This window comes from Alphaproteobacteria bacterium, assembly GCA_019635875.1.
Classification (GTDB): domain Bacteria; phylum Pseudomonadota; class Alphaproteobacteria; order Reyranellales; family Reyranellaceae; genus JAFAZJ01.
The window spans coordinates 499,521-516,100 of the sequence record JAHBYP010000004.1 but is presented as its reverse complement, the minus strand read 5'-3'; the positions used below and the strand labels follow the sequence as shown (position 1 = coordinate 516,100).

General features: G+C 69.7%; 18 protein-coding genes. 5 read left to right on the top strand and 13 right to left on the bottom strand.

Annotation, left to right across the window (positions count from 1 at the left end):
• Positions 1-14: 14 nt before the first annotated feature.
• Positions 15-1,586 (bottom strand): ABC transporter substrate-binding protein, encoded by a 1,572-nt coding sequence (locus KF889_17275; protein MBX3501194.1) that lies wholly within the window; start codon positions 1,584-1,586, stop codon positions 15-17.
• A gap of 135 nt (positions 1,587-1,721) precedes the next feature.
• On the opposite strand from KF889_17275, the gene KF889_17270 reads away from it, so the two are divergent.
• A complete protein-coding gene (locus KF889_17270; GenBank protein ID MBX3501193.1) occupies positions 1,722-2,795 on the top strand; it encodes a DUF917 domain-containing protein in 1,074 nt (357 codons plus the stop codon).
• Positions 2,796-2,831: 36 nt separating this feature from the next.
• On the opposite strand, the gene ggt is transcribed toward KF889_17270, so the two are convergent.
• The 4 genes from ggt to KF889_17250 are packed head-to-tail and all read right to left on the bottom strand — an operon-like array spanning position 2,832 to position 7,560.
• Positions 2,832-4,526 carry a gamma-glutamyltransferase gene (gene ggt / locus KF889_17265; protein ID MBX3501192.1) on the bottom strand — a complete coding sequence of 565 codons (1,695 nt, stop codon included), beginning with the start codon at positions 4,524-4,526 and terminating at the stop codon, positions 2,832-2,834.
• Positions 4,527-4,567: 41 nt separating this feature from the next.
• On the bottom strand, positions 4,568-4,837 hold the full coding sequence (locus KF889_17260) for a hypothetical protein (protein MBX3501191.1): 270 nt from the start codon (positions 4,835-4,837) through the stop codon (positions 4,568-4,570).
• Between the two features lie 56 nt (positions 4,838-4,893).
• Positions 4,894-7,080, bottom strand: a complete 2,187-nt coding sequence (locus KF889_17255; GenBank protein MBX3501190.1) for a xanthine dehydrogenase family protein molybdopterin-binding subunit — start codon at positions 7,078-7,080, stop codon at positions 4,894-4,896.
• 12 nt (positions 7,081-7,092) lie between these two features.
• Positions 7,093-7,560, bottom strand: coding sequence for a (2Fe-2S)-binding protein (locus KF889_17250; protein ID MBX3501189.1), 468 nt, complete (start codon positions 7,558-7,560; stop codon positions 7,093-7,095).
• 83 nt (positions 7,561-7,643) lie between these two features.
• Between KF889_17250 and KF889_17245 the strand changes: the two genes are divergently transcribed.
• Positions 7,644-8,348, top strand: coding sequence for a TetR/AcrR family transcriptional regulator (locus KF889_17245; GenBank protein MBX3501188.1), 705 nt, complete (start codon positions 7,644-7,646; stop codon positions 8,346-8,348).
• Here KF889_17245 and KF889_17240 read toward each other — a convergent pair.
• From KF889_17240 to hisI, 3 genes are read right to left on the bottom strand one after another with little or no spacing between them, the layout of a single operon-like run.
• Entirely contained in the window at positions 8,315-9,373 is a 1,059-nt protein-coding gene (locus KF889_17240) for an FAD-binding oxidoreductase (protein ID MBX3501187.1), read from the bottom strand. The genes KF889_17245 and KF889_17240 overlap by 34 nt on opposite strands.
• The gene (locus KF889_17235; protein ID MBX3501186.1) at positions 9,370-9,861 is read right to left on the bottom strand and encodes a hypothetical protein; all 492 of its coding nucleotides are present in this window, start codon (positions 9,859-9,861) and stop codon (positions 9,370-9,372) included. The genes KF889_17240 and KF889_17235 overlap by 4 nt, the downstream gene beginning before the upstream one ends.
• Positions 9,862-9,894: 33 nt before the next feature.
• On the bottom strand, positions 9,895-10,317 hold the full coding sequence (gene hisI, locus KF889_17230; GenBank protein MBX3501185.1) for a phosphoribosyl-AMP cyclohydrolase: 423 nt from the start codon (positions 10,315-10,317) through the stop codon (positions 9,895-9,897).
• Between the two features lie 86 nt (positions 10,318-10,403).
• Here hisI and KF889_17225 point away from each other — a divergent pair, with 86 nt between their 5' ends.
• Entirely contained in the window at positions 10,404-10,742 is a 339-nt protein-coding gene (locus KF889_17225; protein MBX3501184.1) for a hypothetical protein, read from the top strand.
• A gap of 8 nt (positions 10,743-10,750) precedes the next feature.
• On the top strand, positions 10,751-11,251 hold the full coding sequence (locus KF889_17220; protein MBX3501183.1) for a transcriptional repressor: 501 nt from the start codon (positions 10,751-10,753) through the stop codon (positions 11,249-11,251).
• Between the two features lie 113 nt (positions 11,252-11,364).
• Here the strand turns inward: KF889_17220 and KF889_17215 are convergent, their stop codons facing one another.
• Positions 11,365-11,835 carry a GNAT family N-acetyltransferase gene (locus KF889_17215; protein MBX3501182.1) on the bottom strand — a complete coding sequence of 157 codons (471 nt, stop codon included), beginning with the start codon at positions 11,833-11,835 and terminating at the stop codon, positions 11,365-11,367.
• A complete protein-coding gene (gene metC, locus KF889_17210) occupies positions 11,835-13,022 on the bottom strand; it encodes a cystathionine beta-lyase (GenBank protein MBX3501181.1) in 1,188 nt (395 codons plus the stop codon). Before metC ends, KF889_17215 begins: the two co-directional genes overlap by 1 nt.
• Positions 13,023-13,113: 91 nt before the next feature.
• Here metC and KF889_17205 point away from each other — a divergent pair, with 91 nt between their 5' ends.
• Positions 13,114-14,082 carry a TauD/TfdA family dioxygenase gene (locus tag KF889_17205; protein MBX3501180.1) on the top strand — a complete coding sequence of 323 codons (969 nt, stop codon included), beginning with the start codon at positions 13,114-13,116 and terminating at the stop codon, positions 14,080-14,082.
• A gap of 134 nt (positions 14,083-14,216) precedes the next feature.
• Here the strand turns inward: KF889_17205 and KF889_17200 are convergent, their stop codons facing one another.
• The 3 genes from KF889_17200 to KF889_17190 form a co-directional block, all read right to left on the bottom strand.
• Positions 14,217-14,810, bottom strand: coding sequence for a GNAT family N-acetyltransferase (locus KF889_17200; protein MBX3501179.1), 594 nt, complete (start codon positions 14,808-14,810; stop codon positions 14,217-14,219).
• A gap of 1 nt (position 14,811) precedes the next feature.
• Positions 14,812-15,669: a 3-mercaptopyruvate sulfurtransferase gene (sseA, locus tag KF889_17195; protein MBX3501178.1), complete on the bottom strand. Its 858-nt coding sequence runs from the start codon at positions 15,667-15,669 to the stop codon at positions 14,812-14,814.
• Between the two features lie 149 nt (positions 15,670-15,818).
• Positions 15,819-16,520, bottom strand: coding sequence for an alanyl-tRNA editing protein (locus tag KF889_17190; GenBank protein MBX3501177.1), 702 nt, complete (start codon positions 16,518-16,520; stop codon positions 15,819-15,821).
• Positions 16,521-16,580: the final 60 nt, after the last annotated feature.

Below are 16,580 nucleotides of genomic sequence, written 5' to 3'. Positions count from 1 at the left end.
AAGAGATTGCGCCGCTACTTCTTGGTCACGCTCCAGAACACCGTCACCGGCGACGGCACGGCGCGGGTCTGGATGTTGGCGCGCACGGCGGAGACGCCGAACCATTCGCCGAGATGCACGTGGGTGACGATGCTCGCCTGGTGGCGCTGGATCTCGTCGACCGCGGCCTTGCGCTCGGCCAGCGACTTGGAGCGCACGTACTTGTCGCGCAGCTTCTCCATCTGCTCGTCGCACGGCCAGCCGGCGCGGGCCTTCTCGCAGGTCGAGGCGAGCGAGGGGTGCATCAGCGGGTCCAGGATGTCGACCTGCGCCCAGCTGGTGACGAAGGCATTCCAGCCGCCCTCGGCGACCGGGCCCTTCTTGGTCACCAGGCGGTTGACCATGCTGGTCCAGTCGGTCGCCTGCACGTCGACCTTGAAGCCGGCGCGCTCGAGCTGGGCCTTGGCGACCAGCGGCCACGGGCGCAGCACCTGCAGATCCGTTGGCTGCGGCATGACGACGAGGGCGCCCTCCTGGCCGGCCTCCTTGAGCATCGCGCGCGCCTTCTGGGCGTTGCCGTTGAGGACATCGGCCATGCCGGCGTCGCTGGCCAGCGGCGTCTCGCAGGTGAACAGCGCCTTGCACTGGCGGTAGAAACGGGAGTCGCCGATGCTGGCCTGCAGGAACTCCTCCTGCCCCAGCGCCACCATGGCGGCGCGGCGCACGCGCGCGTCGTTGAACGGCGGGATCAGCCAGTTCATGCGGAAGGTGACCTGGTTCGAGGCGCGGCCGCGGATCAGGCGCACGCCCTTGTCCTTTTCCAGGATCGGCAGCACGTCGTGATTGACCGACTCGATCATGTCGATCTCGCCCTTGGCGAGCGCGTTCACCTGCGTCTCGGTGTCGGGCATCCAGACCCATTCGACGCGATCGACGCCGACGACCTTGCCGCCGCCCAGGCCCGAGGCCGGCTCGCCGCGCGGCTTGTATTTCGGGTTCTTGACGTAGACGGTGATCGCGCCGGGCTTCCACTCGTCCTTCTTCAGGATGAAGGGCCCGGAGCCGGTGTAATCGTCGATCTGCTTGAAGGGATCGGTCTCGGCGATGCGCTTGGGCATGATGAACGGCACGACCACCGACGGCTTGCCCAGTGACTCGACGACGGCGCCGAACTGCTCCTTCAGCACGATCTGGAAGGTGAGCGGATCGACGACCTTGTACTCCTTGAGCGCCTGGGTGAGCTTCAGCCCCATCGAGTCGCGCACCGCCCAGCGCTTGAGCGAGGCGATGACGTCGTCGGGCGTCACCGGCGTTCCGTCGTGGAACTCCAGGCCGTCGCGCAGCTTGAAGGTCCAGGTCAGCCCGTCGTCGCTGACGTTCCAGGTGTCGACCATCTGCGGCTTGACGACGTAGTTGTCGTCCATGGCGAACAGCGTGTCGTAGACCATGTAGCCGTGGTTGCGCACGATATAGGCGCCGCTCCAGATCGGATCGAACACCTTGAGATCGGCGTGCATGGCGACGCGCAGCGTGGTTTGAGCGTTGGCGAACGGTGTGGCGGCAAGTGCCGCAAGCATCGCGCAGGACGCGACAAGAAGACGGCGCATGGAACCCCCTCAGGCTCGAATATGGCCGACTCTATGTGAATCACTTGGCTTCGACCACCGACTGGACCGAGTATGTGCCAGCGCCGGTTCGCATGGATGTCCATGAATCCGGCACGACGATCGAGAGTCCAGACGATGCGTGAAATCCAGGCAGACGAGCTCGAGCCCCTGGCGATCGGGGCCTGGATCCTGGGCGCCGGCGGCGGCGGAAACCCCTACCTCGCGCACCTGAACCTGCGCCGGCTGTACGACGGGGGCGCGCGCGTCTGGCTGCTCGACCCGATGGAGCTGGCCGACGACGACCTCGTCGCCACCGTCGCCAGCATCGGCGCGCCGCTGGTGGGACGCGAGCGCCTGTCGGACCCGCGCTTCGCCGCCAAGCCGCTGCTGGCGATGCAGAAATACCTGGAGCGCGAGATGCGCGCCGTGATGTCGATCGAGATCGGCGGCGCCAACGGGCTGCATCCGCTGATGGTGGCGGCGGTGACCGGCCTGCCGGTGGTCGACGCCGACGCCATGGGCCGCGCCTTTCCCGAGGGCCAGATGACCAGCTTCGCGATCGCCGAGCTGCCATTGGTGCCGCTGATCCTGGCCGACATCCGCGACAACGAGATCGTCGTGCCGCATGCCGAGAATGCCAGACGGCGCGAGCGCATCGCGCGCGGCATCGTCGCCGAGCTGGGCTCGGTCGCCAATGCCTGCACGGCACCGCGCAGCGGCCGCGAGGTCAAGGAGCATGGCATCCTGCACACCACGACCAAGGCGATCCGCATCGGCCGAGTCGTCGAGGATGCGCGGCGTCGGCGCGAGGACGCCGTGGCGGCGCTTGTCGAGGCGGAGCGGGGCACCGTGTTGTTCAGGGGCAAGGTCCAGGACGTCGAGCGGCGCGCCACGGCGGGCTTCCTGCGTGGCCGCGCGCGCCTGCTCGGGCTCGACGGCGATCGCGGCTCGAACTTCGAGCTGGAGTTCCAGAACGAGTACGCCGTCGCCTGGCGCGATGGCGAGATCGTCTCCACCACGCCCGACATCATCTGCACCATGGACAGCGAGTCGGGCGAGGCGGTCGGCACCGAGATGGTGCGCTACGGCCAGCGCATCACCGTGATCGCCCTGCCGTCGCCGGGCTTCTTCCTGACGCCCAAGGCGCTGGGCCGGGTCGGCCCGCGAGGCTTCGGCTACGATTTCGACTACAAGTCGGCGCTCGCTTAGCGGTCATTCCTCGCTCCGCTCGGAATGACGGAGATCTCAGTAGACCCTGCCGCGGCGCGGATCGGGCCAGAACGAGGTGCCGTGACGCGCCTCGCCGCCGCCGATGCCCACCGGCACGCCGTCGGCCCGCCAGCAGGCGGCGCCGGTCATCGTGCCGTCGGGGGCGAAGGCGATGGCGCACATGCCGCCGGCGACATGGTCGACCGGCGCCACGCGATGGCCCAGCGCGGCGACGGTGTCGCGCACGTCGGGCGTGAAGCCTTTTTCGAGCTCGGCCTCCTGGCCCCAGGTGAAGACGCGCGGCGCCTCGACCGCTTCCTGGATGCTCATGCCGTGATCGATCATGTTGATCACCGCCTGCGTCGCCGTCGCCGGGATGCGATGCGCGCCGGGCAGGCCCAGCGCGAAGACCGGTCGGCCGTCGCGCTTGACGATCAGCGCGGTGATGCCCGACGTGATGCGCTTGCCGGGCTGCAGCGACAGCGCGTTGCCGGGATGCGGATCGAACAGATACATGTAGTTGTTGGGAATGATGCCGGTGCCCGGGATCATGATGCGCGCGCCGAACAGGCTGTTGAGGGTCTGCGTCGAGGTGATGATGTTGCCCTCGCCGTCGGCGATCGTGACATGGGTCGTGTTGGCCGATTCGGTGGATAGCGCGCGGGACTCGAAGGCGGCGGCGCGCTTCGGATCGATCTCGCGGCGCCGCTGGTCGGCATAGGCCTTCGAGGTCAGGCGCGCGACCGGCACGTCGACGAAGGCCGGATCGGCGGTCACCGCGCGGCGGTCGGCGGCCGCGATCTTCAGCGCCTCGAGCATCAGATGCAGCGTCTGGGGCGTGCCGAAGCCCGACGCGCCGACGTCGTAGGCCTCGAGGATGTTGAGGATCTGCACGGCCTGCACGCCGCCGGAGCAGGGCGGGGCGGGGCCGACGATCTCGAAGCCGCGATAGGTGCCGCGGACGGGCTGGCGCTCGATCGTCCTGTAGTCGACCAGGTCTTCGATGCGGATGAACGAGCCGACCGATTCGAGATAGCGCGCGACGCGTCGGCCCAGCTCGCCGCCGTGCAGCATCTCGGGGCCGCCCTCGGCGATCTGGCGCAGGGTGCCGGCGTAGTCGCGCTGGGCCAGCAGGTCGCCGGCCTTGAGCGGCGTGCCGCCGGGCAGGAAGACCGCGGCGATCTCGCTGTCGAGCGCCAGGTCGAGCTCGATCTCCTGGATGCAGGTGGCGAGGTAGGGCGACAGGCGAAAGCCGGTCTCGGCGTGCCGGATCGCCGGGGCCATCAGGGCGGCGAGCCCCAGCCTGCCGAAACGCTCGGCGACCTCGCACCAGGCTTTGAGGTTGCCGGGCACGGCGATGGCCTTGGGCCCGACGCGGTTGGCGCGACCCTCGGCTTCCATGTAGTCGGGCCAGGTGTCGGAGATCGGCCGGTAGCTGTCGGGCCGCGTCATGGCCGGTGCGGTCGACAGCCCGTCGAGCACGATCTCGCGGCCATCGGCGAGGCGGATCACCGCGGTGCCGCCGCCGAAGATGCCGACCATCATCGGCTCGACGACGGTGAGCGTGAACAGGGCCGACACGGTGGCGTCTATGGCGTTGCCGCCCGCCGCCAGCATCTCGATCGCCGCCGCAGAGGCGAGCGGGTGGTTGGTCACCACCATGCCGCGGCTAGCCGAGACCGCCGTCTTCTCGCAGGTGAAGGTACTGCCCGCCTTACTACGCCACGTCATGCCCGCTCCGTCGCTTTGCGCGGGCGGAGTATCCCGACTCCCTAGCGCGCCGGCAACGGCCAGCGCCATTGCCGCAGCTTGTGCTCGAGGATCGGGATGCCTTCGTTGGCGCGGTTGCGACGGCACAGATCGACGGCGAGATCGGCCATCGGATCGCGCCGTTCGTTGCCGTGGAAGTCGCGCGGCAGGAGATAGCGCTCGTGGATCGCGAACATCTCCTCGCAATAGGCGAGCTCGCGACTGGGTGGCGCCGGTGCCTGGCAACCGGCGAGCAGCGGCGGCAGCACTGCCGCGACCAGCCATCCTCGCATGGACCGCTCCCGCAACACGCGTCGAACACGCCCGACGCGTAGCGGGACAGTCTAGCTCATGCCGCCTGCTTCAGCACCGGCAGCCTGCGTACGCGCTTGCCAGTGGCGGCGAACAGGGCATTGGCCAGGGCCGGCGCGACGGGCGGCACGCCGGGCTCGCCCAGCCCGCCCCATGGCGCGTCGCTGGCGACGAAGTGCACCTCGATCGCCGGCGGGGTGCGCGCCATGCTCATGATCGGGTAGTCGGGGAAGTTGACCTGCTGCACCATGCCGCGCTCGATGGTGATCCGCTCGCCGATCGCCGCGCCCAGGCCCATCAGGATGCCGCCCTCGATCTGCTGCTGCGCCGTGTCGGGGTGGCAGACGCCGCCGCAATCGACCGCCGCCACGACGCGATGCACGCGCGGCAGTCCTTCGGCATCGAGCGAAGCCTCGACCACCTGGGCGACCACCGAGCCGAAGCTGGCGACCAGGGCGATGCCGCGGCCATGGCCCTTTGGCAGCGCCTGGCCCCAGCCGGACTTCCGCGCCGCCAGCTCCAGCACGCGCCGTTCGCGCGAGCCCTGAGGCAGCAGGTCGCGACGGTACTCGAAGGGATCGCGTCCGGCGGCATGCGCCAGCTCGTCGATGAAGCACTCCGTGTAGAAGCCGTGCTGGGTATGCGCCACGCTGCGCCAGCTGCCGGTGCGCACATGCGTCCGGCTGACCACCGAGCGCAGCGACTGGCTGGCGATGGCGTAGGGCAGGCTGAAGGCCTCGTTGATCCCGTCGGTGTGGATGAAGACCTGCGACCAGGCGGTCGGCCTGCCGTCGGCGCCCAGCGCCGCGCGGATGCGGCTGGCGACCTGCGGGCGATAGGCGCCCTGCGCGAACTCCTCCTCGCGGCTCCAGATCGTCTTCACCGGAAACGGCGCCATGGCACGCGCGATCTCGGCGAACTGACCGAGATAGTGGCCGCTCGTCGCGCTGCGCCGGCCGAAGGCGCCGCCCACCGGCATGGTGACCAGGTCGATGTCGGCGGCATCGAGGCCGGTGAGCCTGGCGAGCAGCGCGGTCGAGCCCAGCGCGTCCTGCTCGCCGGCCCAAACCGTGAGCTTGCCGTCCCTGAACCGCGCAGTGCCGGCGATCGGCTCGAGCGGCGCCTGGTGCAGGAACGGCACGTGGTAGGTCGCCTCGACGTGCCTGCCGCTGAGCGCCTGGGCAGCATCGCCGCGCTCGTGCAGGCTCCTGGCGTCGCCGGCATCGAACACGCGCTCGTGCTGCGCCTGGAGCGTGGCGCTCGATGCGGCGCCATTGCCGCCATCGGAAAAGACCGGCTTCAAGGCCGCCAGACCCTTGCGCGCCGACCAGTAGCCGCGTGCCACGACGGCGACGTAGTCCTTGAACGGCAGCACGCGCTCGACGCCCTTGATGCGCAGCGCCGGCGCCGGATCGACCGAGGTGAGGGTGCCGCCATGCACCGGCGCCGCCATGACCGCGGCATAGCGCATGTCGGGCAGGCGCAGATCGATGCCGTAGACCGTCTCGCCGGTGACCTTGCCGGGGATGTCCAGGCGCGGCACCGAACGGCCGATGATCCTGAAGTCCTTCGCCGATTTCAGCGTCGGCGTCGACGGCACCGACAGTCCGGCCGCCTCGGCGGCAAGCTCGCCGTAGCGGGCGCGCCGGCTGCTCCTGTCGTGGCTGACCACGCTGTCGGCGGTCCGGAGCTCGGCCACCGGCACGTCCCAGCGCCGCGCCGCCGCGCGCAGCAGCATGACGCGCGCCGCGGCGCCGACGATGCGCAGGCCGGCCTGACCGGTGAAGCGCACGGCGGTCGAGCCGCCGGTGATCTGCAGGTTGATGAAGCGCGCCGCCTCGGCGAAACCCATGTCGACGGTGCCGCTGAGGAAGGAGGGCACCGACAGGCCCTGCATGATCCAGCCGCGCGCCAGGAAGCGGTTGGCGAAGGCCTTGTCGCCCGGCGCGCGCGCGGTGCGCACCCTGGGCCAGGCCGCGTCGAGCTCGTCGGCCGCCATCATAGCCAGCGCGGTGTGGCTACCCTGGCCCATGTCGACATGCGGGATGTAGACCGTGACGGTGTCGTCGGCCGCGATCTTGATCCAGCCCGCCAAAAGGCTCTCGCCCTTGCCGGCGACGAGGGCGGCGGCGCGCGCCTCGAAGCTGCCGCTCCACATTCGATATCCCACGGCGAGGCCGCCGGCAGCGACCGCGGATCCAATGAGGAAGGTCCTGCGCTTCATCGTCGCCTCCCTCTAGGCCCGGTCCGCGACCTTGCGGATCGCGCGGCGCACGCGCGGATACGTGCCGCAACGGCAGAGATTGGTCATCGCCGCTTCGATCTCGACGTCGCTCGGCCGCGGCGTGCGCTTGAGCAACGCGACCGCGGCCATGATCATGCCGGACTGGCAGTAGCCGCATTGCGGCACCTGCTGCTCTATCCAGGCGCGCTGCACCGGATGCAGGCTGCCCGGCGGCAGGCCGGCCGAGGCGGGCAGGCCCTCGATGGTGACGATGTCGGCGCCCTCGGCCGCTTCCAGCGGCACCGAGCACGACCGCGCGGGCTCGCCGTCGAGATGCACGGTGCAGGCGCCGCAGGCGGCCGCGCCGCAGCCGAACTTCACCCCGGTGAAGCCCAGCTCCTCGCGCAGCACCCACAGGAGCGGGGCGTCGGGTTCGGCGTCGACGCGATGGACCGCACCATTGACCTTCAGCGTGATCATGCTGGCTCCCGCGGCTATCTAAACAGCGTCAAGATTGACTATAATGTCTGATCCTAACAATGTAAAGATCGGGGCAAGCAAAAATGGGCAAGGCCCGCACGACTGTGGCAGAGGGGGAGGCGGCGCCGGCGCAGCGCCAGTCGCTGGCGCGCGGCCGCTACCATCACGGCAGCCTGCACCAGGCGCTGATCGACGCCACCGAGGACATCCTCGCCGAGCACGGCATCGAGGGCTTCACGCTGCGCGAGGCGGCGCGGCGCGCCGGCGTCTCGGCGGCGGCGCCGGCGCATCATTTCGGCAGCGCCACCGGCCTGCTGACCGAGGTGGCGCTGCTCGGCTTCGAGGAGCTGACGCGCGATCTCAAGGAGGCCAATGCGCGCGGCGGCAAGGATGTGGCGGCGCGCCTGCGCGAGCAGGGTGTCGCCTATGTGCGTTTCGCGCTCAGCCACCCCGGCCTGTTCCAGCTGATGTTCCGCGCCACCAGGCTGAAGGCGCAGGACGAGCGCCTGCATCTCGCCGGTCGTGCCGCGATGGGCGAGCTGAAGAGCGCCATCGGCGACTATTTCAGGCAGGCGGGCAGGCGGCCATCCGAGCGCACCACGCTGGCGACGACGCTCGCGGCCTGGTCGGCGGCACACGGCTTCGCGCAGCTGGCGCTCGAGGGCAAGTTCGACACCGAGGCCGGCGCGATGGGCGCCGGGGCCTTCGTCGAGGATCTGGCGCCGGACGTCTTCGCCGTGCTGTGGCCGTCGGCTCAGCCGGCGCGGCGGAAACGCGCCGGCGAGTAGGGCGCGAGCGACGCCGCGCGTGCACCGCCGACGAGTTCCTGCGCGACCAGGCGACCGATCGCCGGCGCCAGCGTCACGCCCGAATGAGTGACGGCGACATACAGACCTTCGACGCCGTCGACCATGCCGACGATGGGATGGCCATCGTCGGGGATCGGCCGCAACGCGCGGGCATGCGAGGCCAGCGACAGCCCGGCACCCGGTCCCAGCATGGCTTGCAGGTCGCCGAGCAATGCCTGCGCCGCCTCGGCGGGATCGCGTGCATCGATGCCGGCGGCGGCGACGATGCGACCGTCGCGCGTCTGCCTGGCATCCATCGTCGGCGCCAGGACGATGCCGTTGAGCAGGGGCTCCCGCGGCGTCGTAGCGATGAACAGGCTGGGGCGTGCCGCAAGCGGCAAGGACACGCCGATGCCCGCCATCAGCCTGCTTGCGCCGATGCCGGCGGCGACGATGACGGCATCGGCATCGAGGCGAGTCCCATCCGTGCGGACGCCCACGACGCGGCGATCGCGCATGTCGATCGCTCGCACCGGCGTGTGGCCGATGACGTTCACACCGAGAACCTTGGCCGCTTCGAGCAACGCCAGCGCGGTGTCGAGCGGCTCGATGGCGCCCTCGGCCGCGACATGCACGGCGAGATCGGGCGGTGAGGCCAGCTGCGGCTCGATTCGCCGCGCATCGGCGCCATCGACGAGGCGGATGTCGTAGCCCCAGGAACGATGCTCGGCGGCGAAGGCTTCGAGCCTGTCGCGCGGCAGGTTCCACAGCAGGCCGCCGACCCAGCCGACCCGGATCGCCGGCAGGTCGCGTTCGAGCCGGCGCCAATCCTCCATCGCCGCCATTCGCAGCCGGAAGTATTCCAGTCGGTTGCCCCAGCTGGCGTTGATCCAGGCCAGCGAGTGGCGCGTCGCTGCGCCGCCCGGCTCGCCGGCGTCGATCACCGTGACCCGGGCGCCGGCGCGGGCGGCGTGCCAGGCGATGGCGGCGCCGATGATGCCCGCGCCGACGACCAGGATCTTCATCGCCCGGGAATGCGCTCCATCCAGAAGGCAAGCTGGTTGCGGTAGTCGATGTCGCCGGCGCCGTCGGCCATGCGCGCCGGGCGGCCGTGGCGCGGGTAGGTGGCGCTGCCGGTGCGCACCAGGGCCGAGTTGGCGAGATGGAAGACCAGCAGGTTGCCCTGGCGGCGATGGAATATCACCTCGGCGCGGCCGCGAATGGTGGTGACGCTGACGACGTGACGGCCGCTGGCGTCGTCCCGCGCCAACTGCTTCACCGGAACGTCGCGCATGCCGTTGTTGAGGCCCATCACCCTGAGCGCCTCGGGCGCGAACATCTTGTCGACGCCCTCGCGGTCGACCATGCGGATCAGCCGCTCGGCGCGACTGGGCACCGGCCGACCTGACTGGCCGAAGGACATCCATTCCGGCGGAGTGCAGGCGCCGAGGGTGCCGCTCAGCATGATGGCCAGCACGAGACGCCGCTGCGGCATCGAGGGGGTGTCGTTCATTGCCGCGCATCATAGCCGAGGCGGCGGGAATCGTCAGCCCGGGCCGTACATCTCCTGCGGCGGCACCAGCACCGGAGCGATCTCCGACAGCTTCTCCTCGCGCAGCGCGCGGAAGAAGCAATTGTGCCGGCCGGTGTGGCAGGCCACGCCCTGCTGCTCGACCAGCGCCAGCAGCGTGTCGCCGTCGCAGTCGATGCGCAGATCGACCAGCGTCTGGACGTGGCCGGATTCCTCGCCCTTGCGCCACAGCCTGCCGCGCGAGCGCGACCAGTAGCAGAGGCGGCCGGTGCTCAGGGTCTCGGTCACGGATTCGCGGTTCATCCACGCCATCATCAGCACCTCGCCGCTGTCGTGCTGCTGGGCGATGCAGGCGACCAGGCCCTGGGCGTCGAAGCTGATCGCCGCCAGCGCCTCGGCGATGGCGGCTGGCGGGAAGATGGCCGGCGTGAGCGCCATGATAATGCCTCCGTGCGGGGCTTGGCTGGCCCGGCAAGCGGCGCGTATAGTCGCGATGCGGGCGGAACTCAATGCGGGAGCCGGCGATGCGGAAGACCAAAGGCGCGGCGGCGCGGACGCGGCCGATCGATTCAGGCCGCCGGCAGGCGCTGATCTGGGCCGGTGGCGCCCTGCTGGCCGCAGCCGGTGCCGCCGTCGCCGTGCGCCGGGCGGGCGCCATCACCCTGGTCGAGGCCGACGCCGAAACCCAGGCCGCCTTTCACCAGGCCTGCGGACCGGTCGCCTATCATCAGCAGCTGCTCGAGGACCTGCAGCGCAAGCTCCTGAGCACGGGCCAGCTCGATCGCACGCCCGACCGGGACATCGGCTGCCCGGTCTGCGGCTGCCGCCTGCGACTCGCGCCGCCGAAGGACGCCGCGCGCTAGCGCACCGCATGGTGCAAGCCCGATCGCAGCGGAGCCACCTGGCGCCGGCCGACCCCGCGCATGACCATCGCCTGTGCGTCGCCGACGCGCTCTCGGTCGCCGATCGGGTGTGCGCCGAGCGAGGTACCCGCTTCACCGATCTGCGACGGCGCGTCTTCGAGCTGGTGTGGGCGAGCCACAAGCCGGTCGGCGCCTACGCCGTCCTCGAGACGCTGCGCAGCGAAGGTCTCGGCTCGGCGCCGCCCACGGTCTATCGCGCGCTCGACTTCCTGCTCGAGCACGAGCTGGTGCATCGCATCGAATCGCTCAACGCCTTCGTCGGCTGCGCCCATCCGGGCGAGCGCCATCGCGGCTTCTTCCTGATCTGCACGCAGTGCGGCAACGCCGAGGAGCTCGACGACGAGCGCCTCAACACCTCGATCGCCCGCGCCGCCGATGCGCGCGGCTTCACCGCGCGCCACACCACGCTGGAAGTCGCCGGCACCTGCGCCAGCTGCCGGGTGAGCTGAATCCCCCAGTCGTCCTGAGCGCAGCGAAGGACCTCGCGGTGGCGCCTTATCGATTCCGCAAGCGGGTGGCCGCGATACCGCGGGATCCTTCGCTGCGCTCAGGATGACGAGGGTTACGAGCCCAACCGCTTCTCGAAGCACAGGCTGTTGGGATCGTCGGCATCATAGTCGGCGTAGTGCGGGATCGGCTGGTAGCCGTGCGTCTGGTAGAGGCCCAGCGCCTCGGGCTGCAGCGGGCCGGTCTCCAGCCGCATCACGGTGAAGCCGCGCGAGATCGCGTGTGCCTCCAGCCGCTCGAGGATGCGCCGGCTGACCTTCATGCCACGTGCCGCCTGGCTGACATACATGCGCTTGATCTCGGCGTAGCCGTCGCATTCGACGACCGCGCCGAAGCCCAGCAGCCGGCCCTCCTGGTCGCGCGCGGCGAAGAACGTGACGTTGGGCGCCATCAGCTCGGCGAGGTCGATGGTGTTGATGCTCTCCGCCGGATAGGTCGCGAGATACCATTTGTCGGCCTCCGCCAGCTCGGCGCGCACGTCGGGCTGGTCGGGGTTCTCGCGGACGATACGGAGCGCCAGCGCCATCATGCGTTGGCCTTCAGCCGGTCGAGGCCGTCGGCGAGGTCCTGGCGCAGATCCTCGACATCCTCCAGGCCGATATGGACGCGGTAGATGCGGGTGCGGTCGTTCCACGGCACGGCGGTGCGGAACTGGCCGGGATGGGCTGGGATCATCAGGCTCTCGTAGCCGCCCCAGCTGTAGCCCATGCCGAAGATGCCCAGCCCGTCGAGCATGCGCGCCTCGGCCTCGTCGCTCCACTCGCCCTTGAGCGTGAAGGCGAACAGGCCGGACGAACCCTTGAAGTCGCGCTTGAAATGGGCGTGGCCGGGGCAGTCGGGCAGGGCGGGATGCAGCACCTTGTCGATTTCGGGCCGGCTCTTGAGCCAGCGCGCGATGTCCAGCCCGCTCTTCTCGTGCTGGCGCAGGCGCACGCCCATTGAGCGTAAGCCCCGCAGGCCGAGATAGACGTCGTCGGGCGCGGCGTGGAAGCCGAGCGTCATGCAGGTGTTCTTCACCGTCTCGAAGGTGGCGCGGTCCCGGCAGTTGATCAGGCCGAGCATGGCGTCGGAGTGGCCGACGACGTACTTGGTGGCGGCGTGCACGACGACGTCGACGCCCTTGTCGAACGGGCGGAAGAACAGCGGCGTCGCCCAGGTGTTGTCCATCACCACCGTGGCGCCGGCCTTGTGCGCGACCTCGGCGATCGCCGGAATGTCCTGCACCTCGAAGGTCTGCGAACCGGGCGACTCGACGAACACCACCTTGGTGTTGGGCCGCATCAGCGAGGCGATACCGGCGCCGATCAGCGGATCGTAGTAGGTGGTCTCGACGCCGAAGCGCTGCAGGAAGGTGTTGGCGTACTTGCGCGTCGGGCCATAGGCGCTGTCGGTGATCAGCATGTGGTCGCCGGCCTTGAGGAAGCCGCTGACGCCGCCGGTGACCGCCGCCAGGCCGGACTGCACGGCGACGCAGCGATGCGCGCCCTCGAGCTCGGCGAAGGCGTCCTCCAGCGCGAACTGCGTCGGCGTGCCGTTGCGGCCGTAGGTGACGCCTTCGAAGGGCACCCGGTGATTGAGCTTCTCGACCGTGGGAAAGAGGATGGTCGAGGCGTGATAGACCGGCGGATTGACGATGCCGAAATTGCCTTCCGGATCGCGCCCCGCGACGGTCAGGATCGTGTCCGGCTTGCTGTACTTGCCCTTCTTGCTCATGGCTCCCGCTACTCTCCGTTGAACGCGGCGCGACTATCGCATGGCGGCCAGTCCGCGAGCCATGTTGTCGGCGCCGATCTTGTATCCCAACATGTTGGCCATGATTGACCGCGACATCACCGGCCCGATCGCCTGGCGCGGCGCCGAATTGGGCCCCGACCCGGGGCGATTGCTCTTGGGGGCCGACGCGCTGGACGAGATCGACCGGCTGGCCGCCGAGCTGGAGGCCAATCCGCTGCCGCTGGAGGCGCTGCGTCCGGGCGATTTCGACCTGCCGCGGCTTTCCGCAGTGATGGCGCGGGTTTCCCGCGAGCTGGAGGACGGCCATGGATTCGTCATCGTCGACCGCCTGCCGATCGAGCGCCTGTCGGGCGAGACCGCGCGCAGGATCTACTGGCTGCTGGGCTCGATGATCGCCCGGCCGGTCGCCCAGAAGTGGGACGGCACGATGATCTACGACGTGGCCGATGCCGGCCGGCCGCCGGGCAACGGCGTGCGTCCGGACAAGACCAACGCCGAGCAGAACTTCCATACCGACAACAGCTATAACCACTGCTCGCCGGCCTATGTCGGCCTGCTGTGCGTGCGTACCGCGAAGTCGGGCGGCGTCAGCCACATCGTCAGCTTCGCCGCCGCGCACAACGAGCTGCGCCGGCGCCACGGCAACCTGCTGCCGCGCCTCTACCAGCCGTTCCATTTCGACCGCCAGCGCGAGCATGCACCCGACGACGTCATGACGACGTGGCATGCGATGTTCGAGGATCACGCCGGCCGCTTGCGCGCGCGCCTGTCGCGCTTCCAGGTGGTCAACGGCTACCGGCTGGCCGGCGCCGAGCTCGACTCCGACGGCGCCGCCGCGATTGCCGCGCTGGAGGAGGTGATGAACGCGCCGGGCATGGGCGTGGATTTCCACTTCAGCCCCGGCGAGATGCAGTTCATCGACAACCGCCGCATCGGCCACCGCCGCACCGGCTTCGAGGACTGGCCCGAGGCCGAGCGCAAGCGCCTGCTGGTGCGCCTGTGGCTGCGCAACGAGGGACGCGCGTTCTACAACGGCTGAGACCCCTACCTTCCCCCGGAGGGGGAAGGTGGCGCGCAGCGCCGGATGGGGGATGTTGCAACGAACTCGGTGTCCGTCTTCGACATCCCCCTTCCGCCCTTCGGGCACCTTCCCCCTCCGGGGGAAGGTAAGAGCTATTCGATGCGCGGCTGCGCGTCGGGCGGATACTCGTCCGGCCACAGCACGCGCGGGTCGTCGTAGGTCGTGTCCATGCGCTTGTAGATCGTGAAGCCCGAGCGCACGTAGCGGTCCAGCGCCTTGGGGTGATCCAGCACGTTGGTGTAGACCCAATACCGACTGGGACCGCGCGCCCACACCATGTCGGCCAGGCGATCGAGCATCCACGGGCCATAGCCCTTGCCGATGCTCACCGGCAGCACCCCGAAATACGCCAGCTCGACGTCGGGCCATTGCCGCGAATCGAGCTCGGCATAGCCGGCGGGCGTCTCGCCCTCGTACAGCACGTACATCTCGACGCCGGGATCGCTGAGATAGGCGAGGACCTCCTCGTCGGACTTCAGCTTGCGCTCGTACCACAACCAGGTCCGGCCGACGGCGTCGTAGAGATAGCGATTGAGTGCGAGGTTGGGCGGCTGCACCAGGCGCAGCTCGACATTCGCTGCCGGGCGCTCGGCGACGGCGGCCCGCGGCGGCGGCGCCAGCATCTCGAGGAAGGTCAGCGTCGTCGGCAGTTTGCCGTCGGCGCGCGGCGGCGGATGGTGGCCCATCTCACGCGCCGGTGACGATCGGCGTGTCCTGCCGCGAGCCCCATTCGGCCCAGGAGCCGTCATAGATCGCCGCTTCCTTGGCGCCGGTGAGGTACAGCGCCAGCGCGACGACACAGGCGCTGACGCCGGAGCCACAGCTCGCCGTGACCTTCTTCGCCGGATCGATGCCGGCGGCGGCGAGCTTCGCCTTGAGCTGCGTGTCGGGCAGCATCGTGCCGGTCTTGGCGTCGATCAGCTCGGTGTAGGGCATGTTGAGCGCGCCCGGCATGTGGCCCAGCCGCAGGTTGGGCCGCGGCTCCGGCGCCTCGCCGCGGAAGCGCGGCGCGGCGCGCGCATCGACGATCTGCTCGGCCCTGCTGTCGATCAGCCGCGTCACCTGGCCGACATCGCGGATCAGGGTCGAGTCGAGGCGGGCGGTGAAGTGCCGCTCGCGCGGCTGCGGCGGCTCGTCGGTGACCGGCCGGCCCTCGGCGATCCATTTGGGCAGGCCGCCGTCGAGCACGGCGATGTCCTTGTGACCGAAGGCGCGGAACATCCACCACACGCGCGTGGCGCCCATCATCGGGCTGCCGTCGTAGACGACGATGCGGTTGCCGTCGCCCAGCCCCAGCTTGCGCACGCGCGCGCTGAACTTCTCCGGCGCGGGCATCATGTGCGGCAGCGGGTTGTCGCTGTCGCAGATCTCGTCGATGTCGAAGAACACCGCGCCGGCGATGTGGCGCGCCGCGTACTCGGCCTTCGCATCGCGCTTCTGCGCCGGCAGGTAGAACGAGCCGTCGACCACCCGCACGTCGGGCGCGTCGAGATGGGCGGCCAGCCACTCGGTGCTGACGAGGGCGTCGGGTCGCGAATAGGGCATGAACGTTTCCTCTTGCGGTTTTTCTCCCTCTCCCCGCATGCGGGGAGAGGGTCGGGGTGAGGGGCTGTATCAAGTTGCGCACGGACGGCGGTGCGCCACTTGCGGCAACCCCTCACCCTAACCCTCTCCCCGCATGCGGGGAGAGGGGACTAATCGACGAGCTGGACGATGAAGCGGCGGTTCATCTTGCCCTTGTTCTCGACCTTCACGCACTCGACCCGGCCGATCTCCGACGTGCGCGCCACGTGCGTGCCGCCGCAGGCCTGCAGGTCGACGCCTTCGATCGACAGCAGGCGCACCTTGCCGGCGCCCGAGGGCGGCCGCACGCTCATGGTCTTGACCAGCTCGGGCCGCGCCTCGAGCTCCTCGTCGGTGATCCATTGCGCCGCGACCGGGCGGTCCAGCCCGATCAGCCTGGCCATCTCGTCGGTGACGAATTCCTTGGTCGGCACCTCGCCCTCGAGGTTGAAGTCGAGCCGGCTCCTGTCGGCGTTGACCTGGCCGCCGGTGACGTTGCCCTTGATCACCGCCGACATCACGTGCAGTGCCGTGTGCATGCGCATGTGGCGGTAGCGCCTATCCCAATCGACCGTGGCCGTGACCTTGTCGCCCACGGCCGGACGCAGCGCATCCGGCGCCAGCACATGCACGACGCCGTCGCCCTTGATCGAGTCGACGACTTTCGCGACGCGACCATCGGCGAAGGCCAGCGTGCCGCTGTCGCCCGGCTGGCCGCCGCCGGTGGGATAGAACACGGTGCGATCCAGGCGCACGCCCTTGTCGTCGACGCCGACGACGGTCGCCTCGCAGCTCTTGAGATACGAATCCTGGCGGAAGAGTTCTTCTGTCATGGCCAACGCATAGCGCACCCTCAGGGGATGCGAAATGGCTTCATTGTCATGCTGATGTCG